Annotated in this window: 13 protein-coding genes, 2 tRNA genes and 7 pseudogenes; 7 read left to right on the top strand and 15 right to left on the bottom strand. The window is 57.6% G+C overall.

The annotated features are described in order from the left end of the window. Positions 1-37: 37 nt before the first annotated feature. Together GM30_RS22965 and GM30_RS22960 are read left to right on the top strand one after the other, a co-directional pair. The gene (locus tag GM30_RS22965; protein WP_049850476.1) at positions 38-1378 is read left to right on the top strand and encodes an L-serine ammonia-lyase; all 1341 of its coding nucleotides are present in this window, start codon (positions 38-40) and stop codon (positions 1376-1378) included. Positions 1379-1525: 147 nt separating this feature from the next. Further along, positions 1526-1923, top strand: a pseudogene (locus tag GM30_RS22960) (5'-3' exonuclease H3TH domain-containing protein); the annotation flags it as partial. 6 nt (positions 1924-1929) lie between these two features. On the opposite strand, the pseudogene rlmM reads toward GM30_RS22960, so the two are convergent. The 4 genes and pseudogenes from rlmM to GM30_RS22940 all read right to left on the bottom strand — a co-directional run bounded on the left by rlmM (position 1930) and on the right by GM30_RS22940 (position 4949). Continuing rightward, positions 1930-2996: pseudogene (gene rlmM / locus GM30_RS22955) on the bottom strand (23S rRNA (cytidine(2498)-2'-O)-methyltransferase RlmM). Beyond that, positions 2989-3384, bottom strand: coding sequence for a DUF423 domain-containing protein (locus tag GM30_RS22950; RefSeq protein WP_049850475.1), 396 nt, complete (start codon positions 3382-3384; stop codon positions 2989-2991). The pseudogene rlmM and the gene GM30_RS22950 overlap by 8 nt, the downstream one beginning before the upstream one ends. A gap of 73 nt (positions 3385-3457) precedes the next feature. Next, the gene (gene gcvA, locus GM30_RS22945) at positions 3458-4372 is read right to left on the bottom strand and encodes a glycine cleavage system transcriptional regulator GcvA (protein WP_038157671.1); all 915 of its coding nucleotides are present in this window, start codon (positions 4370-4372) and stop codon (positions 3458-3460) included. A gap of 349 nt (positions 4373-4721) precedes the next feature. Next, on the bottom strand, positions 4722-4949 hold the full coding sequence (locus tag GM30_RS22940) for a YgdI/YgdR family lipoprotein (RefSeq protein ID WP_049850474.1): 228 nt from the start codon (positions 4947-4949) through the stop codon (positions 4722-4724). Positions 4950-5142: 193 nt separating this feature from the next. On the opposite strand from GM30_RS22940, the pseudogene csdA reads away from it, so the two are divergent. Then, a pseudogene (gene csdA / locus GM30_RS22935) lies at positions 5143-6326 on the top strand (cysteine desulfurase CsdA). Further along, a complete protein-coding gene (gene csdE / locus GM30_RS22930; protein ID WP_049850473.1) occupies positions 6326-6775 on the top strand; it encodes a cysteine desulfurase sulfur acceptor subunit CsdE in 450 nt (149 codons plus the stop codon). The pseudogene csdA and the gene csdE overlap by 1 nt, the downstream one beginning before the upstream one ends. Here csdE and tcdA read toward each other — a convergent pair. Next, positions 6766-7427 (bottom strand): annotated as a pseudogene (gene tcdA / locus GM30_RS22925) (tRNA cyclic N6-threonylcarbamoyladenosine(37) synthase TcdA). The gene csdE and the pseudogene tcdA overlap by 10 nt on opposite strands. 115 nt (positions 7428-7542) lie before the next feature. Next, positions 7543-8615, bottom strand: a pseudogene (gene mltA, locus GM30_RS22920) (murein transglycosylase A). A gap of 207 nt (positions 8616-8822) precedes the next feature. Between mltA and GM30_RS22915 the strand changes: the two are divergent. After that, positions 8823-8899, top strand: a tRNA-Met gene (locus GM30_RS22915). Positions 8900-8967: 68 nt separating this feature from the next. Next, positions 8968-9044: transfer RNA gene (locus tag GM30_RS22910), tRNA-Met, on the top strand. Positions 9045-9143: 99 nt separating this feature from the next. Here GM30_RS22910 and amiC read toward each other — a convergent pair. Beyond that, positions 9144-10364: an N-acetylmuramoyl-L-alanine amidase AmiC gene (amiC, locus tag GM30_RS22905; RefSeq protein ID WP_049850472.1), complete on the bottom strand. Its 1221-nt coding sequence runs from the start codon at positions 10362-10364 to the stop codon at positions 9144-9146. A 228-nt stretch (positions 10365-10592) separates the two neighbouring features. On the opposite strand from amiC, the gene argA reads away from it, so the two are divergent. Then, entirely contained in the window at positions 10593-11924 is a 1332-nt protein-coding gene (argA, locus tag GM30_RS22900; RefSeq protein ID WP_049850471.1) for an amino-acid N-acetyltransferase, read from the top strand. Between the two features lie 24 nt (positions 11925-11948). Here the strand turns inward: argA and recD are convergent. The 8 genes and pseudogenes from recD to GM30_RS22860 form a co-directional block, all read right to left on the bottom strand. Then, positions 11949-13623: pseudogene (gene recD, locus GM30_RS22895) on the bottom strand (exodeoxyribonuclease V subunit alpha). Further along, positions 13620-17021 (bottom strand): annotated as a pseudogene (recB, locus tag GM30_RS22890) (exodeoxyribonuclease V subunit beta). Before recB ends, recD begins: the two co-directional pseudogenes overlap by 4 nt. Continuing rightward, on the bottom strand, positions 17018-19903 hold the full coding sequence (gene ptrA / locus GM30_RS22885; protein ID WP_049850470.1) for a pitrilysin: 2886 nt from the start codon (positions 19901-19903) through the stop codon (positions 17018-17020). The pseudogene recB and the gene ptrA overlap by 4 nt, the downstream one beginning before the upstream one ends. Before the next feature lie 122 nt (positions 19904-20025). Further along, positions 20026-23313, bottom strand: a complete 3288-nt coding sequence (gene recC, locus GM30_RS22880) for an exodeoxyribonuclease V subunit gamma (RefSeq protein WP_049850469.1) — start codon at positions 23311-23313, stop codon at positions 20026-20028. A gap of 12 nt (positions 23314-23325) precedes the next feature. Beyond that, positions 23326-23649: a prepilin-type N-terminal cleavage/methylation domain-containing protein gene (locus tag GM30_RS22875; protein ID WP_049850468.1), complete on the bottom strand. Its 324-nt coding sequence runs from the start codon at positions 23647-23649 to the stop codon at positions 23326-23328. Beyond that, the gene (locus GM30_RS22870; RefSeq protein ID WP_049850467.1) at positions 23634-24041 is read right to left on the bottom strand and encodes a DUF2509 family protein; all 408 of its coding nucleotides are present in this window, start codon (positions 24039-24041) and stop codon (positions 23634-23636) included. The genes GM30_RS22875 and GM30_RS22870 overlap by 16 nt, the downstream gene beginning before the upstream one ends. Beyond that, a complete protein-coding gene (locus GM30_RS22865; RefSeq protein ID WP_049850466.1) occupies positions 24038-24601 on the bottom strand; it encodes a prepilin peptidase-dependent protein in 564 nt (187 codons plus the stop codon). Before GM30_RS22865 ends, GM30_RS22870 begins: the two co-directional genes overlap by 4 nt. Beyond that, positions 24592-25062 (bottom strand): prepilin peptidase-dependent protein, encoded by a 471-nt coding sequence (locus GM30_RS22860; RefSeq protein WP_049850465.1) that lies wholly within the window; start codon positions 25060-25062, stop codon positions 24592-24594. The genes GM30_RS22865 and GM30_RS22860 overlap by 10 nt, the downstream gene beginning before the upstream one ends. Positions 25063-25103: the final 41 nt, after the last annotated feature.

The raw sequence follows: 25103 nt of genomic DNA, 5'->3' as shown, positions 1-25103 counted from the left end.
TTCGGGTGGCGCACATCATTTCAGCCATGGATGCATCATGATCAGCGTTTTCGATATTTTCAAAATCGGCATTGGTCCTTCCAGTTCCCATACTGTCGGGCCAATGAAAGCGGGCAAACAATTCACCGACGACCTGATTGCGCGTGGGATCCTCACTGATATTACCCGCGTGGTTGTCGATGTGTACGGTTCGCTCTCTCTGACCGGGAAAGGTCACCACACCGATATCGCCATTATTATGGGCCTGGCAGGAAACCTGCCGGACACTGTCGATATCGATTCCATCCCTGGTTTTATTCAGGATGTGAATACTCACGGCCGTCTGCTGCTGGCGAACGGTGAGCACGAAGTCGAATTTCCTGTCGACCAGTGCATGAATTTCCATGCCGATAACCTCTCTTTGCACGAGAACGGCATGCGCATCACCGCCCTGAGCGGCAGCACCGTGATGCACAGCAAAACCTATTACTCTATCGGCGGCGGTTTTATCGTTGACGAAGAACATTTCGGCCAGACCGACAGCGCGCCGGTACAGGTGCCTTATCCGTACAAATCTGCGGCGGACCTACAGCGTCACTGCCAGGAGTCCGGGCTGTCGCTTTCCGGCCTGATGATGAAAAACGAGCTGGCGCTGCACAGCAAGGAAGAACTTGAGCAGCACTTCGCGAACGTCTGGGACGTCATGCACAGCGGCATCGAGCGCGGCATCACCACCGAAGGCGTGCTTCCGGGCAAATTGCGCGTTCCGCGCCGTGCGGCGGCGCTGCGTCGTATGCTGGTGAGCCAGGACAAAACCACCAGCGATCCGATGGCGGTGGTTGACTGGATCAACATGTTCGCGCTGGCAGTGAACGAAGAAAACGCCGCCGGTGGCCGTGTGGTGACCGCACCGACCAATGGCGCCTGCGGGATCGTCCCGGCGGTGCTGGCGTATTATGACAAATTCATCCGTGAAGTGAATGCGAACTCGCTGGCACGCTACATGCTGGTGGCCAGCGCGATTGGCTCGCTCTATAAGATGAACGCCTCTATCTCGGGCGCGGAAGTGGNCTCGATGGCGGCAGCCGGTCTGGCAGAGTTGCTGGGCGGGAGTCCGACGCAGGTGTGCATTGCGGCGGAAATCGGCATGGAGCATAATCTCGGTCTGACCTGCGACCCGGTAGCCGGACAGGTTCAGGTGCCGTGTATCGAGCGTAACGCGATTGCGGCAGTGAAAGCCGTTAATGCCGCGCGTATGGCGCTGCGTCGCACCAGCGAACCGCGCGTCTGCCTCGACAAGGTTATCGAAACCATGTACGAGACCGGCAAAGACATGAACGCCAAGTACCGCGAAACCTCACGCGGCGGCCTGGCGATGAAGATTGTCACCTGCGATTAATCGTCCCTCAGATGCCTCGTTTTGCGAGGCATCTTCCCGAATCTCTTTCTGCAAATAGCCTCATTTTCCTCACGATGTTACCCTTAGCGCTCTTGCTCAAGGAGGATTTCCGTGGCTGTTCATTTGCTTATCGTCGACGCGCTTAANAACGAAGCGGACGATCTGGCGGCAACGCTGGCGGTCAAAGTGGCGCAGGCCGGCCATCAGGCCACCATCGTGTCGACCGATAAAGGCTATTGCCAGTTGCTTTCCCCGACGATTCGCATCCGCGATTATTTCCAGAAACGCTGGCTAGACGCACCATTCATTGCCAGCGAGTTTGGCGTCACGCCGCAGCAGTTGTTGGGCCGAAGAGCGCCACGCAGCTGTTAACCACCTTTCCGACGCTGGAAGCGCTGTACGACAATCTTGAAGCGGTGCCGGAGAAGTGGCGGAAAAAGCTGGAATTACATAAAGAGATGGCGTTTACCTGTCGGCAGGTCGCCCGGCTGCAAACCAACTTACAGCTGGACGGAAACCTGCAACAACTGCGGATAACGCCGTAGCGCGCGTTATCGCTCGTCGCGACGACCACCCACGGCGGCCCACAGACGACGGACATGCACGGTCACTTCTTCGCGATCGTGATACAGCTGACGTGCCTGAATCTGCGCGTTGATCCCGTGCTCATCCAGTTGTTCCTGAATGTACGCCACGGCAGCTTGAGGTTGAAAATGGTTTCGCGACACCAGCCGTTGACCAGCCATTGAGCCATCAGCGCGGCGACTTTCGCCGGTTTTTCCACCATATCGCAGACCATCCACGAGATGTTGTTGCGGTTCGGGCGGTAGCGGAAACCATCTTCACGCAGCCAGGTGACCTGCCCGGTATCCATCAGGCTCTGCGCCATCGGACCGTTATCGACCGAGTAAACCCACATGTTGCGTTTTACCAGTTGATAGGTCCAGCCGCCCGGGCACGCGCCGAGATCGACCGCGTACATGCCGTTCGCCAGACGCTCATCCCACTCATCCGCCGGAATAAACACGTGCAGCGCCTCTTCCAGCTTCAGGGTGGAGCGGCTCGGCGCATCGGACGGAAACTTCAGGCGCGGAATGCCCATATAGAACGGGGAATTGTTGTTCGGATACGAATACCCGACGTAGCAGCAGCCCGGCGCGATGAAAAAGACATGCACTACCGGGCGCTTCGGCGTTTCGTAATGAGTGAGAATTTTAGCCTCACGCAGCGCCGCACGCAGCGGCACGGTGAACTTGCGGCAAAATTTCATCAGCTCTTTGCTTTCGTTGGTGTCGGCGACTTCGACGCGCAGGTCGCCGCCTTTTTCCACCACGCCCTGCAACATACCGACGATCGGCGTGATGCGATCTTCCGGGGGAAGATTCTGCAGCAGCTCACCCGCCACCAACATCTGGCGGGCAAAAATCAGCGTGCTGTAGGGAAGCTCACGGGCCAGCTTGTCCGCGTCTTCCGTCTGATAACACTCAAAAACGACATAACCCGCGTTATCTTTTACGCGGGCAAAACCATACACCTCAAGACGCGCGGCCTTGTCGGTAATTTCTGCAGCACACTCTTTCTCAAAGCCCGGGCGGCAATAGAGAACAACCTTATTCATGAACGACGCCCTTACGCTTCAGACGAATTGCACCAATTAACATTAATACCCACCCTGCGAGGAAGCTGACGCCTCCCACTGGCGTGACGAACGCCCACAGACGAAGGTGTGAGAGGGCGAGGCAGTACAAACTGCCGCTGAACAGCACGGTTCCCAGCGCCAGAAACACGCTACTCCAGTAAAACCAGATGCTGATGCGGCGCTGCATGGCGACCGCGAGCCCAAAAATCGCCAGCGTGTGGAAAGCCTGATACTCAAGGCCGGTCTGGATCCAGCCCATTTCCACCACACCCAAAGATTTACTTAAAACGTGTGCGCCAAAAGCACCTAACGCAACAAAAATAAAACCGCTGATGGCGGCAAAAATCAGCATAAAACGACTCGTCATGTTCTTACCCTAAACTGAATGACACACTTCTTCCTTCAGGCCGCCCCCCATTGCAGCCTGAACGATCGCGTGCTTATTGTTCATAACGAAAGCGGAATTTCTCTTGTTCGCTTGCAGCTTTCGCCAGGATCCATTGCCGGAAGGCGGCTATTTTACCCAGTTCTGCCTGACTGTCATGGCAAACCAGATAAAAAGCGTTTTTACTGACCAGCACATCATTAAACGGGCAGACCAGACGGCCTGCTTCGATTTCGGACTGCGCCATCACATTGTTGGCGAGCGCGATACCCTGTCCGTGGATTGCCGCCTGCAGCACCATGGCGCTGTGGCTGAAAATAGGTCCCTGTTGAACGTTAAGATTGAGGCCCAGCTGGCGCGTATACGTCTGCCAGTCACGGCGCGAGGCGTCGTGTAATAGCGTATGTTGCGCCAGATCGGCAGGTGTTTTCAATGGCTTCTCGCCAGTGAGCAGCAGCGGCGAGCAGACCGGAATCAGATATTCGGCATACAGTTTTTCAACGCGCAGCCCCGGCCAGTTGCCGCGGCCATAGAAAATCGCCACGTCGACGTCGTCTGCGAGCTTGTCTTCCTGACGGTCCACCGCCTGGATCCTGACGTCGATTCCCGGATAAGCTGAGTTAAAGCTGGAGAGTCGTGGCACCATCCACTGAATGGCGAAACTGGGCAGTAAACTGACCGTCAGCGCCCCTTTCGCACTCCGCGCCTGCAGTTTACGCGTCGCCTCGGTTAATTGCGAAAAGATCTCTTTGATGTCCTGGAAATAGCTTTGACCTTCTTCGGTCAGCAGAAGAGAACGATTGCGGCGACGGAATAGCTTAAGCCCCAGAAAATCCTCCAGGGACTTGATTTGATGACTTACTGCGGCCTGCGTCACAAAAAGCTCATCGGCGGCGCGAGTGAAGCTTAAATGGCGTGCGGCTGCATCAAAAACACGTAATGCATTCAGTGGTGGTAATCGCTTTGACATGGTTATCAGGCTTAGATGTTAAGGCATTTTAACAAACAGGAAACAACGTTTAACCTATTAGTTTTTTTTATCTGAGCCATTATAATTTGTCCGTTGAGGAACTACCAGTAAATACCTATAGTGGCGGCACTTCCTGAGCCGGAACGAAGAGCTTTTTTCGGAATGCGTGTTCTGATGGGCTTTTGGCTTACGGTTGTGATGTTGTGTTGTTGTGTTTGCAATTGGTCTGCGATTCAGACCACGGTAGGAAAGCTACCCTTTTCACTTCCTGTACATTTACCCTGTCTGTCCATAGTGATTAATGTAGCACCGCAAGCTGCGGTGCTTTTTTTTGTCGCTCATTCAACCGTTACTTCTCGAGCGCGACCATCTCTTTCACGTCACTACGGTTGATCTGCTGTTTGTTGCCGTTAGCGTCTTTATACGAAATCATGCCCGTCTCATCATCGGTTTTCGGTTTACCGTCAGAGACGATGGCCCGACCATCCGTCGTGTGCATTACATAGTTCGGACCGGAGCAGGCGCTCAGGGCAAAAGTCAGCATACAGGCAGAGATTATGGCGGCTGTCTTTTTCATGTTCTTCTCCTTCTGGCTATTTATGCTATAGAAATCGACTTTCCTGACAGGCTAAAACATTTGCCTAACACTCTATAGCATAACGTACTATTTTAACCCTGCCAGAATTAACGGACTATTCCGAGGGACATTCGCTCCCCTTGCCCTCACCCGCAATTTGCGCGACGATCTATTGATCGTAATGAGGAATTCCATGAACGCATTTAATCCCGCACAGTTTCGCGCCCGGTTTCCCGCGCTGAGCGATGCTGGCGTCTATCTCGACAGCGCCGCGACCGCGCTGAAACCACAGGCCGTTATTGACGCTACCACGCAGTTTTACAGCCTGAGCGCAGGCAACGTGCATCGTAGCCAGTTCGCCGAAGCGCAGCGCCTGACCGCACGCTATGAAGCGGCACGCGATCGCGTCGCCGAATGGCTTAACGCGCCGGACAGCAAAAACATCGTCTGGACACGCGGCACCACCGAAGCGATCAATATGGTGGCGCAAAGCTATGCGCGACCGCGCCTGAAGCCCGGCGATGAAATCATTGTCAGCGAGGCCGAACACCACGCTAATTTCGTGCCGTGGCTGATGGTAGCGGAGCAGACCGACACCCGCATCGTTAAGCTGCCGCTGGGCAGCGATCGCCTGCCGGACGTGGCCCGCTTACCTGAACTCATCACCCCGCGCAGCCGTATTCTGGCGCTGGGACAGATGTCGAACGTCACCGGCGGTTGCCCGGACCTCGCGCAGGCCATTCACCACGCGCATGCTGCAGGCATGGTGGTAATGGTCGACGGTGCGCAGGGCGCGGTGCATTTCCCGGCAGATGTGCAGCAACTGGATATCGATTTTTACGCTTTCTCCGGCCACAAGCTGTACGGCCCGACCGGGATCGGCGTGCTGTACGGCAAAAGCGAACTGCTGGAAAATATGTCGCCGTGGCTCGGGGGCGGCAAAATGATCACCGAAGTGACGTTTGACGGTTTCAAAACCCAGGCGCTGCCCTACCGGCTGGAAGCTGGCACGCCAAACGTCGCCGGGGTGATTGGCCTCAGCGCNTGGATCTGGCGCAGGCCGAAAGCTGGAGCCGCGGGCTGGCGACGCTCGCCGAAGCCGAACTGGCGAAACGCCCCGGTTTTCGCTCGTTCCGCTGTCAGGACTCCAGTCTGCTGGCGTTTGATTTTAAAGGCGTTCATCACAGCGATATGGTCACGCTGCTCGCTGAATACGGTATCGCGCTACGCGCCGGACAGCACTGTGCGCAGCCGCTGCTGGCGGCGCTTGGCGTCAGCGGCACGCTGCGCGCCTCATTCGCGCCCTATAATACACAGGATGATGTCCATGCGCTGGTCGCCGCTGTCGATCGCGCCCTTAAGTTACTGGTGGATTAATGACAAACCCGCTCTATGCCGGACACCCGTTCGGCACAACCGTCACGGCAGAATCGTTGCGTCAGCTTTTTACGCCGTTGCAGGCGTGGGAAGACAAGTATCGCCAGCTGATTTTGCTCGGCAAGCAGCTACCCGTCCTTTCTGAGGAGCTGAAAGCGCAGGCGAAGGAGATCGCCGGTTGCGAAAACCGCGTCTGGCTGGGCACGGTGGGAACGACTGACGGAAAACTGCATTTCTTTGGCGACAGCGAAGGGAGAATTGTGCGCGGTTTGCTGGCGGTATTGCTGACGGCAGTTGAAGGTAAAAGCGCGGCGGAATTGCTGGCGCAGGATCCGCTCACGCTATTTGACGAACTGGGGCTTCGCGCTCAGCTCAGCGCCTCACGCAGTCAGGGGCTGTCGGCACTGGGCGAGGCCGTGAACGACGCCGCCCGAAAGAATCAAGCCTGACGCGCCGCCTTCGCCATCATTTTTTTGAGGGCATGGGAGACCGCGACAAAACCAAAGGTGGCGGTCACCATCGTTGCCGCGCCAAAGCCCGAGGCGCAGTCCATCCGTTTCGGTCCTTCTGCGGTGCTCTTCATGGCGCATACGCTGCCGTCGGCCTGCGGGTAGACCAGCGCTTCCGTTGAAAACACACAGTCCACGCCCAGTTTGCCTTTACTGTTTTTCACCACGCCATACTCGCTTTTCAGCCGTTCGCGCAATTTGGCCGCCAGCGGATCCTGGATCGTTTTCGCCAGATCGGCGACCTGGANCCCCGCCCCGCCGCCCCCGCCGGTGGTCACCAGCGGCACTTTGTAGCGGCGGCAGTACGCAATCAGCGCCGCTTTGGGTCGCACGCTGTCGATAGCGTCGATCACGTAGCTGTACCCGGCGCTCATGTATTGCGCCACGTTGTCGGGGGTGACGAAATCGTCGATGACGTTAACCCGGCACTCCGGGTTGATCTGGCGAATNCCCCGACGTTGCCGCCGAGCGCGTGGATCTGGCGGTTGGTGTTGGTCACGCACACGTCGTCCATATCAATAAGCGTGATCGCCCCGATGCCGGTACGCGCCAGCGCTTCCGCCGCCCACGACCCGACTCCGCCAATGCCCACCACGCAGACATGCGCATCGGCAAACCCTTGCAGCGCATTTTCACCGTACAACCGTGCCGTGCCGCCAAAACGCTGGCGCCACGCATCGCTGATTACCACAGACATAAGACCTCAATTAACCGCTAAAGACGTTACCAGCGCCCGGTGCAGTTTTCAGCACCCAGACGCGGCCATAGTGATTGTACCACCCTGCGCGGTGCCCGGCATCCGGACCGATGCCNTGATTCCCCCGCCGACATCCAGCGCCACCATCAGGCGCAGCTCGTACTGGCCGTTGAATTTGCCGTTGTTGTCGAGCAGCGGCACTTCCGCCAGCAACGTGGTGCCTGCCGGAATAATACTGCGGTCAGACGCCACCGACGCGCGGCCAATCAGCGGTACCGCGCTGGCACCTTTCACCGGCGCGAACGACTGCGGTTTAAAAAAGACGAAGGATGGATTCTGCTCCAGCAGTTCACGCACTTCCGCTTCGCTGTGCGTTTCGCCCCACTGGCGGATGGCCTGCATCGACATATCTTCTTTCTTCACTTCGCCGCGGTCGATAAGCACTTTGCCAATGCTGCGATAGGACCAGCCGTTTTTCCCGGCATAGCTGAAGAAGTTAAGCGGCGAGCCATCACCGAAATCGATATAGCCGCTGCCCTGCACATCCATAATAAAGTTGTCCATCAGCGAGTTGCTGTATGCAAGGATGTAACTGTCGCTGAGCGCACCGGCGTAGATCTCGGCGCGGGACGGCAGGCGACCGCGCTTCGGCGGCATGCGGTAGATAGGGTAACGAAACTCCCCTTGCGGCGTGTGGCGCGCCTGCACCACCGGCGTGTAGTAGCCGGTAAACTGCACGTTGCCGTAGTTATCCGCGCCCTGCATCTGCCAGGCGTCAATGCCATACTGGCGCAGCGTGCGGGTATCGCCGCCAGCACGGAGCCATTGCTGCACGGCGTTAAAAACATTGCTTTGACTGCCATAGAGACGAGGCGAGGCGTCGCGGACCTGATTCACCTGCTCGGCAAAATCACCGGCGTTGATCGGCGCACCAATGGCATCAGGCTGGTTAACCAGTGAGAAAGGCTGGGTGAATTTGCCGTCACTGTACTGCTGACCACGGTCGGTCGGTTTAGAACTACAGGCTGCCAGTAGTGTCAGCAGCGTGCCCGTTACCAGATATTTTGCCCAACGTCCTTTCATGATGTCTCATCTTTTACTTAAGCCGAATCCGTGATGAAGATAACAAACCGGCAGGGGTATTGAAATGCGCTGGCATCAGCAAAACGGAATTCCGCGCACAAAACAGACAATCTGACAGGTTTTTGTCCAGTTACCTGCAAACTTAACGGTTTAGTTAAAAAAAAGGTTGCAACAGAAAGTCAGCAGAGTATAGTGCGCATCCACGGACGCGGGGTGGAGCAGCCTGGTAGCTCGTCGGGCTCATAACCCGAAGGTCGTCGGTTCAAATCCGGCCCCCGCAACCAATTAAAATGTGAAGAAAAATTTATACGACGTGTTCGACGTAGTTCGACATGCGAAGTATAAAGACGGACGCGGGGTGGAGCAGCCTGGTAGCTCGTCGGGCTCATAACCCGAAGGTCGTCGGTTCAAATCCGGCCCCCGCAACCAACATTTTAATCGTGATGCTCCAGACACAATGAACACCCTGACGGGTGTTTTTTTGTTTCTGCGTCCGGCAAAAAAAGCGCCTTTCGGCGCCATCTCTTGCTACCCGCGTCTTGCCAGCGTTGCGCCATCGGCGAAGTAGGCTTTAATCCCCGCCAGAATCGACTCTGCCACCTGCTGCTGGAAAGTCGCGGTTTTCAGTTTGCGCTCTTCTTCGATGTTACTGATGAACGCCGTCTCCACCAGGATCGACGGGATGTCCGGCGCTTTCAGCACCGCAAAGCCCGCCTGCTCCACCTGGTTTTTGTGCAGATCATTGATCTTGCCGAGTTTCTGCAGTACCGCCTTACCAAATTTCAGGCTATCGGAGATGGTCAGGGACTGCACCATGTCAAACATCGTATGATCGACATAACGGTCGCCACTCTTGCTCACGCCACCAATGAGATCCGAGGCGTTCTGGGTTTCTGCCAGATATTTCGCCNNCACCGAGGAGCCGCTCGGCTGGCGGCTGGTGAACGCATCCGCATGAATAGAGACAAACAGGTCAGCGCGCTGCTTCTGCGCCTTCGCCACGCGCACCTTTAACGGAATAAAAATATCCTCGTTGCGCGTCATGAAGACCTTCATGTTGCCCTCTTTCTCAATGAGCGCCCGAAGGCGACGGGCAATTTGCAGCACCACATCTTTTTCGCGGGTGCGGTATTTCCCCACCGCGCCGGAATCTTCACCGCCGTGACCGGGGTCGAGCATAATGACAATCGGGCGATCGCGCCCCGCTTTACCCGGCTGCGGGCCACTCTGCGCGGGGGGCACCCCTTTTTCCAGATCGCCCTTGTTGTAATCTTCGAGCAACGCCAGCAGCGGATCCTGAATGTCCTGCGCATTGGCCGGATAGAGATCCATCACCAGACGTTCTTTAAAGCCCGCCACCGGCGCCAGCGCAAACAGCTGCGGTTTGACGTTCTGCTTAAGCTCAAAGACCATGCGTACCGTTTGCGGATCAAACTGCCCCACGCGCGCGGATTTAATATACGGATCGTCAGCCCGGATCTGCGCCCCCATGCCTTTCAGCACCGAGTTCAGATTGACCCCTTCTACATCCACCACCACGCGCTCAGGGTTGCTCAGCGCAAACTGGCGGTATTTCAGCACCTGTGAGGATTCCACCGTCACACGCGTATAGGTGGACGACGGCCACACGCGAACCGCCACGATCTGGCTGACAGCAGCCAGGCCAATTTGACTCACGCTTAATAACCACATGGCGCCAGCCCCCTTTAATAAACGGCGGCGGCTTAATGCTGACTGACTTCCCGACATGCTTCTCCCGAGCAAAGAAAACGAATTTAAAGGATAAAACGTCCAGTTTGACCGAAAACTTTAACCAAACGTGTATAAGCTGTCATCCAGAAAAGGGTAAACATTCTTATGTTTTACGCGGTCTCCACAAGATATTTCTTAAACCGGGGAAAATTTTAGGCTTGCGCGAAAAACGAAAACAGAATAAAAATACACAAATTACGAATAATCATGCATTGAGGGTTTGCCGTGGTGAAGGAGCGTAGAACCGAACTGGTTGAGGGATTCCGCCATTCTGTCCCCTATATTAATGCCCATCGGGGAAAAACGTTTGTCATCATGCTGGGCGGAGAAGCCATCGAGCATGAGAATTTTTCCAGTATTGTCAATGATATCGGTCTGCTGCACAGTCTGGGGATCCGGCTGGTGGTGGTGTATGGCGCGCGTCCGCAGATTGACGCCAACCTGATCACCCACAATCACGAGCCGATGTATCACAAACATATTCGCGTAACGGATGCAAAAACCCTGGAGCTTGTTAAGCAGGCCGCCGGCACGTTGCAGCTCGATATCACCGCGCGTCTGTCGATGAGCCTCAACAACACCCCGTTGCAGGGGGCGCATATCAACGTGGTGAGCGGGAATTTTATCATCGCGCAGCCGCTGGGCGTAGATGACGGCATTGATTACTGCCACAGCGGACGCATTCGCCGCATTGATGAAGAAGCCATTCATCGTCAGCTCGACAACAGCGCCATCGTGCTGATGGGGCCAGTGGCGGTCTCGGTCACCGGTGAAAGCTTTAACCTGACCTCGGAAGAGATTGCCACCCAGTTGGCCATCAAGCTGAAAGCAGAGAAGATGATCGGTTTCTGCTCTTCACAAGGGGTTTACGGTGAGGATGGTGAAATCCTGCCGGAACTGTTTCCTAACGAAGCCCAGGCGCGTCTCGAGGCGCTGGAAGCCGACGGCGACTACCATTCCGGCACCGTACGTTTCCTGCGCGGGGCGGTAAAAGCCTGCCGCAGCGGCGTGCGGCGCAGCCACCTGATCAGCTATCAGGAAGACGGCGCGCTGTTACAAGAACTGTTCTCCCGTGACGGTATCGGCACGCAAATTGTCATGGAGAGCGCCGAGCAAATNNGTCGCGCGACCATTAACGACATTGGCGGCATTCTTGAGCTGATTCGCCCGCTGGAGCAGCAGGGCATTCTGGTGCGCCGTTCGCGTGAACAGCTGGAAATGGAAATCGATAAATTCACCATTATTCAGCGCGATAACACCACCATTGCCTGTGCGGCGCTCTATCCTTTTCCGGAAGAAAAGATCGGTGAAATGGCCTGCGTGGCGGTGCATCCGGACTACCGCAGCTCATCGCGTGGCGAAGTATTGCTTAACCGCATTGCCAGCCAGGCGAAACAGATGGGGCTCAGCAAACTGTTTGTGCTGACCACGCGCAGCATTCACTGGTTCCAGGAGCGCGGCTTTACCCCTGTCGACATTGAACTACTGCCGGAAAGCAAAAAAGAAATGTACAACTATCAGCGCCGTTCCAAAGTGCTGATGGCCGATTTACGCTGATATGTGCTCCGCCGGGTAGCGTGACTACCCGGCAAAAAACTCCGCCAGACCACTGCGCCGCTCGGTGCGCGCCACAATCGCCTGCGCCAGCAGGGTTTCATCGGCATACAGTGAAAGACGCTGACGGGCGCGGGTGATCGCCGTGTAGACCAGCTCGCGGGTCAGCAACGGCGTGGGCTGCGCGGGCAGGATCAGCGCGGCGTGATCAAACTCCGATCCCTGGGATTTATGCACCGTCATCGCCCAGGCGGTGTCGTGTTCCGGCAGGCGGCTCGGCTGGAACGATTTCACCGTGCCGTCCGGCATCATAAACCAGACGCGCAGCCCCTGGCCGCGATCGAGCGCTACGCCGATATCACCGTTGAATAATCCCAGCGCACTGTCGTTGCGCGAAATCATCACCGGCCGTCCTTCATACCAGCGCGAATGCTTCAGCAGCGTGATCCGACGCTGGCGCGCCAGCACCCGCTCAAGCTGTTCGTTCAGCCCGCTGACGCCGTACGGCCCTTCACGCAGCGCGGACAGCAGCTGAAACTCACCAAAAGCAGCAAGGATAGCTTCCGGGCTGTCGTTGTCCCGTAGACATTGCAGATAACGCGCGTACCCGGTCTGCGCATCGCTGAGCATCGTTTCATATTCGTTGCTGGCGCGCANNGGTTCCCTCCCCTGCCGGGATGTCCGCCCCGGTCAGCCTGCTGAGTTCCGCCGCACGCTCAGCCGTATACCCGGCGTTGACCCACGCGCAGATATCGCCCAGCACCGCGCCCGCTTCCACGGACGCCAGTTGATCGCGATCGCCGAGGAAAATTACCCGCCCGTGCGGCGGCAGCGCGTCAATCAGGCGCGACATCATCGGCAGGTCGATCATCGAGGCTTCATCGACCACCAGCACGTCCAGATGCAGCGGGTTATCGGCGTGATAGCGCATGCGCTGACTGCCCGGCTGCGCACCCAGCAGGCGATGCAGCGTGCTGGCGTCAGTGGGAAACAGCGCTTTTTGTCCATCGCTTAACGGCAGTTTACGTAGCGCGCTGCCGAGGGATTCTGTCAACCGCGCCGCCGCTTTGCCGGTCGGTGCCGCCAGCCGGATCCGGCAACGTTCACCTTCCGACATCTGGATCAGCGCCGCCAGCAGTTTCGCCACGGTGGTGGTTTTGCCGGTTCCCGGACCGCCAGAAATCACCGAAATGCGCCGAGTCAGCGCCACCGCCGCCGCCACTTTTTGCCAGTCGACGCCGTCGCTTTGTTCGAACAGCCCCGCCAGCGTGTCACGCAAACGCGTTTCATCGACCGGGATCGGCTGATTATGTTCGCTGAAGAAACGGGCCACCGTCAGCTCGTTGCGCCACATGCGGTTGAGGTACAAGCGATCGCCGCACAGAATCAGCGGCGTGGGGGCGTCGCCCTGGCTGACCGCAGGCGTGCCCAGCAACAGGTTTTGCCACTGCTGCGGATGACCGGCTTTCGCAAACAGCTGCGCCCATATCTCACGAACCGCGCCGGTCATTTTTTCATCCAGGCACAGGCGCGACAACGGCAGGCAGACGTGCCCTTCCCCGGCGTCACGGCTCAGGATCGCCGCCGCCAGCGCCAGCGCCGGATTCTCCTCCGGCAAGGTCAGCATCATGGCAAACTGAACGTCCAGATGGCGTAATTGCTTGTGCTCCACCGCGCTCAGCAGCAGGTCAGTCATGTTCATTCGGCCACCTCCGGCATCGTACCGGCAAACAGATTATCCATACCTTCAACCAGTGCCCGTTCCGGACGGGTGGTGAAAATCCCCTGCCCGGGTTCGCGCCTGTCGACGCCGCGCAGGAACAGGTAAATCACGCCGCCGAAGTGACGATCGTAATCGTAATCCGCGATGCGGTGGCGCAGATAGCGGTGCAGCGCGAGGCAATAAAGTTGATACTGCAAATCATAGCGGTGCGACTGCATAGCCTGCGCCATTGCCTGTTGCGTGTAAGCGTCGCCACTCTCACCCAGCCAGTTTGATTTATAATCGAGCAGGTAGTACCGCCCGTCATGACGGAAAACCAGGTCGATAAAGCCTTTCAGCATGCCGCGCACCTGGCGAAAATCCAGCGGCGGGCAGCCTGCGGAGAGCGGGTCATAACGGCGGATCAACGCGTCCAGCGCCTGCGGTTCGAGCATCCGCTCAATCGGCAGATAAAACTCCAGCTCAACCTGTTTCTGCCTGGCGCTCAGTTCGCAAAGCGCAATGCCCGCCCCCGGTAGTGGCGTCTGCAGCACCGTTTCCAGCCAGCCGGTAAGCACCGGCACCCAGGATTCATCATAGCCGCCTGACAACAGCTGTTCTCTCATCCAGTCCGGAGAAATGGGCTGGGTAAAGTCGATATCTTCAAACAGGCTGTGCAGGAACGTCCCCGGCGACGCGCCGCGCGGAAACTGATGCGGCGTGGGCCCCCCGCCAGTCGTCGCTGATACGGCGCGAAATCTCGCGCGCCGAGAGCGTCGTCAACGCGGTTTCAGGCGCCTGCCAGCGTGAATTATCCAGCGCGTCAGGTCGCATCAGTGCGATATGCTCGCAGCACAGCGCGCGCAGGCTGGCTTCCAGCCCGGCGGCATCCATCGCCTCACCTTTCTGCACCAGCCGCCCCAGCGCGCTGTGATGAAAATCCGTGTCGATCGCTTTGTCGCTACGACGGCTGGTCAGCGGCGCGATACCGAGGCTGCAGTGCCAGATAGCGCGGGTTAAGGCGACGTNTAAACTCTCCCCCCAGCCGTTCGGCCTCTGCCAGTTCGAGACTCTCTTCGCCCTCGCGCAAATCGAGCACCGCGTCGAAGGAGGTCCGGTCGTGGTAAAACGCCTGATCCTGCTTGCGGAAGCGGGCGATAAACGGCAGCCAGACCAGCGGATATTCCAGCCCTTTGGATTTGTGNNTTTCCCAGCCGCATCTGCTGGCTGGCGGCGTTGGTATCCGGTTCGGCGATGTGCTGCGCAAGCCAGCGCACCAGCGCATGTTCACTTTCCAGCTGTGACGCGGCTTCCTGCAACAGTTCGCTGATGTGCAGAATGTCCGTTAAGCGGCGCTCACCACCTGGCGTTGCCAGCAGGTTTTCCGCCATATGCCGCGCGTTCATCAGCGCGCGCAGCATCGGCATGACGCCGCGCTGCTGCCATAACGCACGGTACGCAGCAAACTCATCCACCAGCGCATCCCAGGCGAGCTCGTCCTGATTCAACTGATCGATGTCCTGCGCGTTCAGGCCAAATAACGCGGTCGCCAGCGCGCTTCGCAACAGGCTTTCGCGCTCCGGCGCCATGACGGCCTGCAATACCCAGAGCATCTCCTGTGCTTCAGGAGTTTCAAACACGCTGTCGCGATTCGACAGATAGACTGAGGGAATACTGAGCAGATTGAGCGCGTCGCGGATCAACGCGGCTTCCTGCCGGTTACGCACCAGCACGGTAATATCCGACGCCTTCACCGGCTCTGCGCTCCCCCCTCGCCACAACAGCGCGTTGCCCTGCTGCCCTGCCGTCAGCCAGTCGCGGATTTGCGTGGCGCAGAGCTGCGCCATAAACGCCTGATAATCGCCTGCGCCCACGCCATTTCCCGGCATCAGCCACAGGTTCATCGCTGGTTGATTTTCTCCGCCGATTTCAAAGCGGAGGGAGCGGTTTTTCTCTGCCGCGTGCACCGCCAGAAACGGGATCTCGCGAAACATAAAGGGGTTGTCCATCTGGCTGAACAGACGGTTCACGCTCTCCACCATGCCCGGTGCCGAACGCCAGTTGGTGTCCAGCGTGTAGTGCGCGGTAACGTCGCTGCGCGCTTTCATGTAGGTAAAAATATCCGCGCCACGAAACGCGTAAATGGCCTGTTTGGGGTCGCCAATCAGCAGCAGCGCGGTGCCCGGCTGCTGACGCCAGATGCGACGAAAAATGCGGTACTGCTGCGGGTCGGTATCCTGAAATTCATCGATCATCGCCACCGGGAAACGCTGGCGAATGGCGGCGGCCAGCGCATCGCCGCTTTCGCTGCGCAACGCGTCGTCCAGACGGCTCAGCATATCGTCAAAGCCCAGTTCACCGCGGCGGCGCTTTTCACGGGCGACGGCGTCTCGGATCTCGACCATCGCCTGCGTGATCACCAGATCGTTTAGCGTCAGCGGTTGCGACAGCAGCGTTTCTATGGTGTCAAATACGGGATGCGCAGGCACGTCGCCATCCGGCTTCGTGCGCTCACGCAGGAACGACTGCGCAAACTTCTCCAGCGCGTCCGGTAAGGCGTAGCTGACGGTCTCTTCCGCTGCCCAGGCATTCACCCTTTCAATATATTTCGCCTGGTTGCCGCGGTTGAATTTTTGCCGGTTGATCCCTGACTGCTCAATAACATCGGGGATGTCAGCAACGGCGGTCTGCCACTGCGCCTTGACCTCATTGATTTGTGTCAGGATGCGCTGATGCCGGGACTCGAGCGTTTCGTCACTGGCCGGCGGGGATTTAATCTGCGGCGCTTCGCCCTGCAGATAGCGATCGATAGACTTCAACAGTTCGTGCGGGCCTTTCCACGACGCGTGGATCACCCCGGCAATCTCCCGCGAGAGCGGGTAGCAATGGCGACGCCAGAAATCGGCACAGGCCTGATAACGCAGCCGGGACTCATCTTCAATCAGTTGCTGTTCGAACAGCATGCCCGACTCAAAAGCATTCAGACTCAGCATGCGCTGGCAGAAACCATGAATGGTGAAAACGGCGGCTTCGTCCATCTGGCGCTCTGCCAGCATCAGCACATCAGCGGCGTGCTGTTTGTCGTCAATCTCTTCCAGCAGTTGTGCGTAAAGCGGATTCTCAGAACGCCCGCGCAGGCAGGCGATACGCAAATCATGGATATTGCTGCGGATACGGCCGCGCAGCTCTTCGGTCGCGGCCTCCGTAAAGGTAACCACCAGCAGCTCTTCGACGTTGACCGGGCGGGGAAAGGCGTTTTCCGCTCCCAGCCCGAGCAACAGCCGCAGATAGAGCGCGGCGATAGTAAAGGTTTTTCCGGTGCCCGCAGAGGCTTCAATCAGGCGCTCGCCGGTAAGCGGCAAGCGCAGGGGATCAAGGGACTCAGCGGTGTCGGTCATTCGTTCGCTCTCATCAGAGGTAAGGTTTGCTGCAATGTGCTGACGTTTTCCCAGACCTTCCAGCCCTGCGGGTGAACATAATCCACTTTCCCGTTCTGGCTGCCGGAGACCTGAGATAATATCGCCATGCCCTGCGGCTCAACCACCGTCTGATGGAAGAAATCGGCAATTTTTTGCGGCGTCAGCAGTTTAATCTGAGCCACTACTTTATCACGTGAATCGAAACGCATATTACCGCGATCGAAATCTTTGCTGAGCTGTGAGGCCTCATCGCTCAGCGTTTGCGGCGCCTGTGTCATCTGGGCAATCACCGCCTGCTGGATCTGCGCAAACTCTTCCGGCTTCATTGCCCGCAGTTTTGCCTCCGCTGTCGGGAAGAACGCTTTATAACGCTCCCACAGATACGCCGGTTGCTTGTCGTTGCTCTGCAGCAGGAAGCCCATTCCCCACTGGCGCCCGACATTCATCGGGAACGCAAAGACCGCATAGCCGAGCTGTTCTTCCGTACGCAACTGATTGTAGAACCACGGCTGAATAATTTGCCCCAACAGCGACGCTGCTGCAGAACTGCTGTACTCGTCCATGTTCGGCGGCGCAAAGACGGCCGCCAGCGCGGAATCCGTACTGCTGCCCGCTTTTTCAAAAATAACGGACTGCTTTTTATCGACCACGACATCCTGATTTCGGCACCATTCGTTACCGTTGGCGCCAAGCTCGGCCTGCACCGCGTTCGCCAGCGTCTTCGACTGCTCTGCGGACAGATTGCCCACCACCATAAACTCTGGCCGCCCGTTGGCTTTCAGCGTGTCACGATAGCGCATCACGTCGTCGAGCGTGATGGAAGGCAGCAGTTCACGGCGTTCTTCACGCGGGAAATAAGGTACCTGCGACAGCATCTGAACCGGCATGATGGCCTGATCGTAGGCTTTGCCCTTTTCGGCGGAATCCATCATCTGTACATACCAGGATTTGGCCTGATCCAGCTGTTCCTGCGTCGGCGTGTAGCTGAAATATTCTTTCAACAGCGCCTGGAAAAGCTGTGGCAGGCGCTGAGTATAGCCGTTGGCGTTGAGCATCAGGCCATTGTTGGCACCGGTAGAGAAACTGATCCCGCCGACCGCCGCCTGGTTCGCCAGCTGATCGAGGGCAATCCCCGCGAGATAGTCGTTCAGCGCGAAAATCACCTGGTTGCGGGCGTTGTCCATCGCTTTTGGGTTGCGCAGGATCATCGTGATATCGGCTTTCGGCTCATCAGCGAAATAGCGGCTCGGCATGTACACCACGCGCAGCGAGGGCTGATTTTCGATAAGCTGCGGGCGATCGTATTTTTCCGCCGGTCTGTTCAGCGTGAAATCATCCGGGATGTAGGGGTTAAGCTCGGGCAGACTCAGCGCAAGCTGTTTGCTTTTTGTCTGCCAGATAGCAAATTGCTCAGCGCTGATTTTGTCGACCTGATACGGTGCATTGACGAAATAGGCGGTTTTGTTGTGCGGCTCTTTCGGGCTGATATACCAGACACGGGCGTTTTGCGGCGTCATCATCGCCAGACGCGCTTTCACGGCGTCAGCATCATACTGGTCGGCGATATTCACGGCATCAAGCGTATGTTCCACCGGCACGCGGATCATGGTGTCCGCCAGCCATTCGACGTAATCCATATCGCGGTTGATGGACGGGTAGCGGAAATCGAGATTCAGCACGTGCGCCAGTTCGTCGAAATAGCGTTTATCAACGCCCTTCTCGCGCAGCAGATTGAGATAGCTAAAAATTGCCGCCACCACGTCGTTACGGTGCGCGAGACCTTTGTCGGTCAGCGTGGCGGAGATCGCCAGCACACCGCTGTTGCCGTTCACCACCGGGTCGGAGTCCGCACGAATGCCTTCGACTAAGCCTTGCTTTTGCAGCCAGTCAGAGAGGGTTCCCGGGCTGCGGTTGCCAATCAGGTAGGACACCAGTTCGTCGGTCTTGCTGCGAAACTGCGCGGTATTGTTATCAATACGGAACTCAACGCGCAGCACTTTGCGGGGCAGCGCGGGAACGTAGTGGATGATGATCCCTTTCTGGGCATCGGTGACCACCGGCACGTTGATCTCCGGCCGTTCAATATTCTTGTTCGGTACGCGGCCGTAGGTGTCTACCGCCAGTTGCGTCAGTTCCGGCAACGGTTTGTTGCTGTAAATCACCGCTTTCATCAGGTTTGCGGAGTAGAACTTGTCGCGGAAGGCGAGCAGCGCGTCATGCACCGGACTGCCGGGCTTGTCGCTCAGCGTTTCGAGGTTGCCGCCGGAAAAACGCGCGCCGGGGTGTGCCGGGTTGATGGTTTCTGCGCTCACCTGCGCCATGCGCATCCCGTCCCGGGTACGCGCCATCGTCAGCTCGGAATTCACCGCGTTGCGTTCACGTTCAGCGTATTTTTTATCCAGAATGGGTGCGGCGATAGCGTCTGCCAGACGATCGACCGCCCCTGCCAGCGCGTCGTTTTCGACTTCCAGATAAAACGCGGTGCGGTAAGGCGCGGTACTGGCGTTATGGCTGCCGCCGTGCATTTTGAGGAATTCGGCGAGGCTATCCGGCTGCGGGTATTTTTTTGAACCCATCAGCGTCATATGTTCCAGATAGTGCGCGAGCCCCGGGTGCGCTTCGGGATCTTCCAGCGATCCCACCGGCACCACCAGCGCCGACAGCGATTTCACCGCCTGCTTATCAGAAACCAGCAGCACAACCATGCCGTTATCAAGCTTCACGGCCTGATACTGGCGGGTGTCTTTATCACTTTTGCGGATGGTTTCCTGTACCGGTTGCCATCCTGTGTCTGCCTGACTGATGGGCGCCCAGAGGGCAAAAAACAGAATAAAAACGCTAAACCAGGTGTTGCGGGGCATTCACGGACCTCATCATTAACATTTGTGCCATCAATCGCGGCATCTTTTCTGTACCACATCAGTCCGTGACAAGTTGCGCATGATAGAAGAAACCTTTCAGTTGCGCAATTTTTATACAGCACTTACGACTGATTAAATCGAAAAACCGGCAGCAGGTAGCGCGTCGTCTGCTCAAGTATGGCGTCGTAGTTTTCCGGCTCCAGGGTGCGCCAGAGCCGTTGATACCAGACGTCAGCCCCTTCGCCGCTCACCACCATGTTGCCTTCATACGCCTGTAAGAACCTACTGCGCGCCTTTTGTTGCGTCTCTTCGTCCTGCAAAATCGTGTCGTTTTCAGCGTCGTAGCAGGCGTTAAGCCAGGCGCCGCCGCTTTCAGGCATAAACAGCAGGGGCGAGCACATTCCCTGACGGTATCCTGCCACTAATTCTGCCAGATACCCCATGGCCTGTTCTGCGGGCAATGCAGCAAAACGCCACTCGCCCTCTTTACGCACGAACAGACGACTTTCACCCGTTCCTCCACTGGCACAGTAGACAAGATGCTCCAGCCAAAGTTGCATACCTTGTGAAACGCTAATCAAAGACGGACGCCAGCGCAACAGCCCATCCGGCTGAACCTGCGGTAACCACCCCGTTATGTTGACACCATCACATTGCAGATCGATTTCCATACTCTGGCTGGGCTGACGACAGGCAATCACCCGCTCCGCCAGCGTCTGCATCTCCTGATGCTGGGTATCCCAGGCGATTTCACCGAACGCGCCATACGGCAGTTCGCCGGCGGCACGGTAACGGCGGTACATGCTGTCGGGATCCTGTTGCTCGATCAGCACGTTCAGCAACTGCTGATTGAGCTGGTAGCGGGTGAGCCCTTCGAGGGTGAACGGCTCTGCATCAGGGATTTCGCTCTCTTCGGCGCGGAAATTTACCCGCAGACGCATCTGAAAGAAGGCGCGTACCGGGTGCTGCCAGAAGCGCTGTAGCTGCTCGAACGGTATCGACTCAATGTCCTGCGCTGCCAGCGGCTGGATAAACGCCGAATGCGCCTCCCCTTGCTGACTCGCTGCTGCCAGCCATTCCCGCGCATAACTCTGTTGTTCGTCGTGCTGATAGTTTTCCGGATCGAAGGGCATCCGCGTATGCAGACGGGTGATGTGCGCCTTCACCCGCTGCTCGCTCTCGTCGCAGTTGAGCTGTTCGTCACCTTTCAGGTAATGGCTTTGCCCGATGTAGTCCGTCAGTTCCTGCACCAACACCGAGGGATAGCGCTCGCTGTTATCCTGCACCGAACGGCCGATATAGCTGATATAGAGTTTCTGTTCTGCAGACATGAGCGCTTCAAGGAACAAATAACGGTCGTCGTCACGACGGCTGCGATCGCCGCGCAGCGGCTTCTGACTCATCAAATCAAAGCCGAGTGGCGGTAATGTGCGCGGGTAAACGCCGTCGTTCATCCCCAGCAGGCAAACCACTTTGAAGGGAATGGAACGCATCGGCATCAGCGTACAGATGTTAACCGGACCGGCAAGGAAACGCTGGCTGATGCGCTGCTGATCCAGACGCTGTGCAAGCTCATCACGCAGCAGTGACAACGGCACATTTTCGCCATACTGCGCCAGCACGCCTTCTGAAATGATGGCCTGCCACTGTTGCTCGATAAGCGTTATCGCCGCTTCGGTGTCGGCATCCGGCAGGAAAAAGTCATTGAGCATTTCACGGCAAACCGGCAGCCACTCTTCCAGCGGTCGCTCCTGTGCCAGCCCGCGCCGCCAGAGATTTAGCTGCATCAACAGCGACGCCAGATGTCCCACCAGCTCGGCAATCAGCCCGCTGGATTCATCATAAGGCAGGACATCGCGCCACTCCCCTTCACGACTCTCCATGGCGTAGCCGAGCAGCATACGCGTAAGACCAAAATGCCAGGTGTGCTGGCCAGTGGCCGGAAGCTCAAGTTCGCGGACATTGTCATCGTCGATGCCCCAACGCACGCCGGATTCGTTCACCCACTGGCGCAGGTAACGCAGCCCCTCTTCGTTGATATTGAAACGCGCCGCCAGCACGGGAACATCCAGCAGCGCGAGGACATCTTCGCTGACAAAGCGGCTGTCCGGTAACGAGAGCAGCGTGATGAAAGCCTGCAACGCCGGGTGCGACTGGCGGGCACGGCGGTCAGAAATGGCATACGGCAGATAACGGTCGCCGGTGGCGCTGCCGAACACCGCCTGAATAAACGGGCTGTAGCTGTCGATGTCTGCCACCATCACGATGATATCGCGCGGCGTCAGCGTCGGATCCTCTTCCAGCATCGCCAGCAGGCGATCGTGCAACACTTCCACTTCGCGCTGCGGGCTATGGCAGACCTGAATCGTCAGGCTGCGATCGTCAGGATCCAGTTCCCGCTTGTGCGCACTGGTGGAAAACTCTTCTTCGGTTCGCCCGGCAATTTGCGCGTTATGCAGTTCAAGCACGTCCGACTGCAGGTTATGCAGCAGGTTATCCGGGGGAATATCGACAAACGCGTCGAGTTCTTCGTAGCGTTCCAGGCCGGCAAGCAAATATAAGTAGTCACGCCCGAGCTTGCCCCACGAGGCCAGTAGCGGGTTACCGACATCCTGCTCACCCTCGGCGTTGAACAGACCGGGCGCCTGATCCGGATCGCGAAACAGCGGTAACTCACGCGATTCACGGTGATGACGGCGCTGACGCGCCATCAGTCGCGCCAGAAACGCCGGATCTTTAATATCGCCCCAGTAATAGCGGCAGGGGTTGGTGAATAGCACATAAATATCGACATGCTTGCCCAGCGACTGTAACGCCTGTAAATAAACGGGCGGCAATGCCGAAATGCCACAGATAAACACCCGNNGCTGCCCCAGTTCCGCGGTGTAATTCACCAGCGCTTTCCACAGCGGCGCCTGCCACTGCTGCGCATCGCCCAGACCGTCAATGCGTTTATCCGCTTCCCACTGTGTTAACCAGTCAGGTCGGTAAACCAGATACTGGTCGTAGAGATCGGCAACGCGCGAGGCCAGCTGAAACAGCTTACGTTTGTCTGCGTCATCAGAGAGGTAGTGGCGCAACGGTGCGAAATCGTCCTGCTCCACCATGCCGGGCAGCAGCGTCATCAGCTTCCAGCTCATGCTTTGCTTATTGAACGCGCTCTCTTTGGGAATGTCCGGCAGAACGCGAACAAACATATCCCAGATAAAACTGGCAGGCAGAGGAAAGTCGATATTCGCGGCGATACCAAACCGTTTTGCCAGCGTCATTTGCAGCCACTGCGCCATGCCGGTACTTTGCACCAGCACCATTTCAGGCTCAAACGGGTCATCGAGGCGATCCTGCTCGACGATAAACTCCATCAGCGCTTCCAGGATATCGAGGCGGTTGGAATGGTACACCCTTAGCATATTCGCTCCTGATTACTGACTGACCGGACAATGTAAGCGCGTCATCTGACCCTGCCTGCCCATTGGACTCGTGATGGTAACCGAGATGCTGACACATCTTTGTGTGGTTGTCTGCAACCGGTTCACTTTCCAGCCTTCCGGCATCTCGCCGGGTACCCACTGCGTTTGCTGCCAGGCATTCCGCCACACTTGCCGGTACTGCGCAAGTTGGGTAAATCCGCTGGCAAGACCGCGCTGGTAGCCCGCTAATGCACTGACGACGGTGATCATCAGCGCCATCGACAGGATCACCTCCGGCAGGCTGAACCCCCGCTGACGCTTCAGGGCATCTGGCATAGCGCACGCTCCTTTAGCGGGCAGAAATCACTCCACCCGTGTGGCGAGAAGTGAACCGCTGAGGGTTCAAGCGTCGCGGCTTGCCAGTACGTGAAATCGCCACTGCGGGCGATCAAGAGCCCCGTGTGGTCATCGGCAAACTGCAAACAGACCGTGGCGGAGTACGCAGGCAACGACCGACACTGCGTTTGTGGCGTAACATCCCACGTCTGCATTCTTCCCCACTGTAGTGCCGATTGCGCGCGGGCGCTGTCCCGCAGCGCTACCTGCTCAAGACTGACCTGAGAAAGCGTTGTCTGATGCTGGCGATTTAGCCCCTGTAACAGCAGGCTTCCCAGTACCAGCGTCAACAACACCAGCGCAAGCGATGACATCCCGCGTTCGCGATTCACAGGTTAAACCCCGTCACGCTGTACTGCGCGGAAACCGAGGTCTTCAGATCCGACATTAACGACGCCACCATCGTCACCGTCAGTTGTGGCGCAAACCCGGCATGCGCCGTGTGGGTCACCTCAAAACGACTGACCTGCAACACGCCGGGGTCGGTCATTTTCTCCCACCCTTTTCCCGCGCAGGTAGTCGCGCCTCGCAGCGTCTCAAGTGCACCGTTATTCAGGCGAAATCCGGTACTGTCGGCGTCGGTTACAGGCGAGGCATCCCAGACGCCGTTACTGTTGGCATCCCAGCGAACGATCAGACATTCACCGTTTCTCTCAAGCTGTAACGGCTCGCCCTGACAATTGCCGTTACAGTATCCGGCGCGTTGCAGATGTTTTGCCACCACGTAAACCCGTTGCCAGATCTCCTCTTCAAGCGCCTGATGCCGGGTTTGCTGGAGAACCGCCCGTTGCAGCGCCGGTAAAAACCGGGACGTGGCGAGCAACAATACGCTGCCAATGGCCATCGCGATCAACACTTCCATCAATGAAAATCCCTGCGATTTTACTGACATGCTGCGTCTCCTGTCCGCTGGCACAAGCGAATTCTGCCCCACGCCGACACCGTAACCACCCATTCTCCCGCAGGATTTTCCAGCGCGATATGCCCGCCCCAGGCGGTGCTGCGCAAGCCATAAAAACCGAGCGCCGGGGTTATCTCTTTGAGCGTGATATCCGGCCAGGCAGGTAACAGGATGAAAGGATCGTTCGCTGTGCATTGTTCGCTACTCTGCGCGCTGCTGACCAGACACCAGTGCGCATGGTCACGCAGCACGCTGAGCTTATGATCCTGGTTATGCCAGTTCGCGTCGTTGCGCAGGAAAATGAGATAGTCCCGCACCTGCGAGGCGGTCTGCCACAGGCGTTGCTGCTGTTGCCAGGTCTGCCAGCCGTACAGCCCGGCGGCGCTCAGAATCAAAATCAGCGTGATGGCGACCAGCGTTTCAATGAGGGTATAGCCCTGTTCTCGTTTCATGGCGGGAGTATGTGAAGCTTGCGAGGACAAGGCGAACGGCG

This window comes from Trabulsiella odontotermitis, assembly GCF_001188485.1.
In the GTDB taxonomy this organism is placed as follows: Bacteria; Pseudomonadota; Gammaproteobacteria; order Enterobacterales; family Enterobacteriaceae; genus Trabulsiella; species Trabulsiella odontotermitis_A.
The sequence above is the reverse complement of the archived record's forward strand: the minus strand, read 5'-3'. Positions and strand labels throughout refer to the sequence as shown.

Excerpts from the sequence above, each read along its gene's own strand:
- GM30_RS22875 (WP_049850468.1), bottom strand. The coding sequence starts at position 23,649 with ATGCCAGATGCCCTGAAGCGTCAGCGGGGGTTCAGCCTGCCGGAGGTG.
- GM30_RS22950 (WP_049850475.1), bottom strand. The coding sequence starts at position 3,384 with ATGACGAGTCGTTTTATGCTGATTTTTGCCGCCATCAGCGGTTTTATT.
- GM30_RS22865 (WP_049850466.1), bottom strand. The coding sequence starts at position 24,601 with ATGTCAGTAAAATCGCAGGGATTTTCATTGATGGAAGTGTTGATCGCG.
- GM30_RS22940 (WP_049850474.1), bottom strand. The coding sequence starts at position 4,949 with ATGAAAAAGACAGCCGCCATAATCTCTGCCTGTATGCTGACTTTTGCC.
- gcvA (WP_038157671.1), bottom strand. The coding sequence starts at position 4,372 with ATGTCAAAGCGATTACCACCACTGAATGCATTACGTGTTTTTGATGCA.
- GM30_RS22860 (WP_049850465.1), bottom strand. The coding sequence starts at position 25,062 with ATGAAACGAGAACAGGGCTATACCCTCATTGAAACGCTGGTCGCCATC.
- csdE (WP_049850473.1), top strand. The coding sequence starts at position 6,326 with ATGACAAACCCGCTCTATGCCGGACACCCGTTCGGCACAACCGTCACG.
- ptrA (WP_049850470.1), bottom strand. The coding sequence starts at position 19,903 with ATGCCCCGCAACACCTGGTTTAGCGTTTTTATTCTGTTTTTTGCCCTC.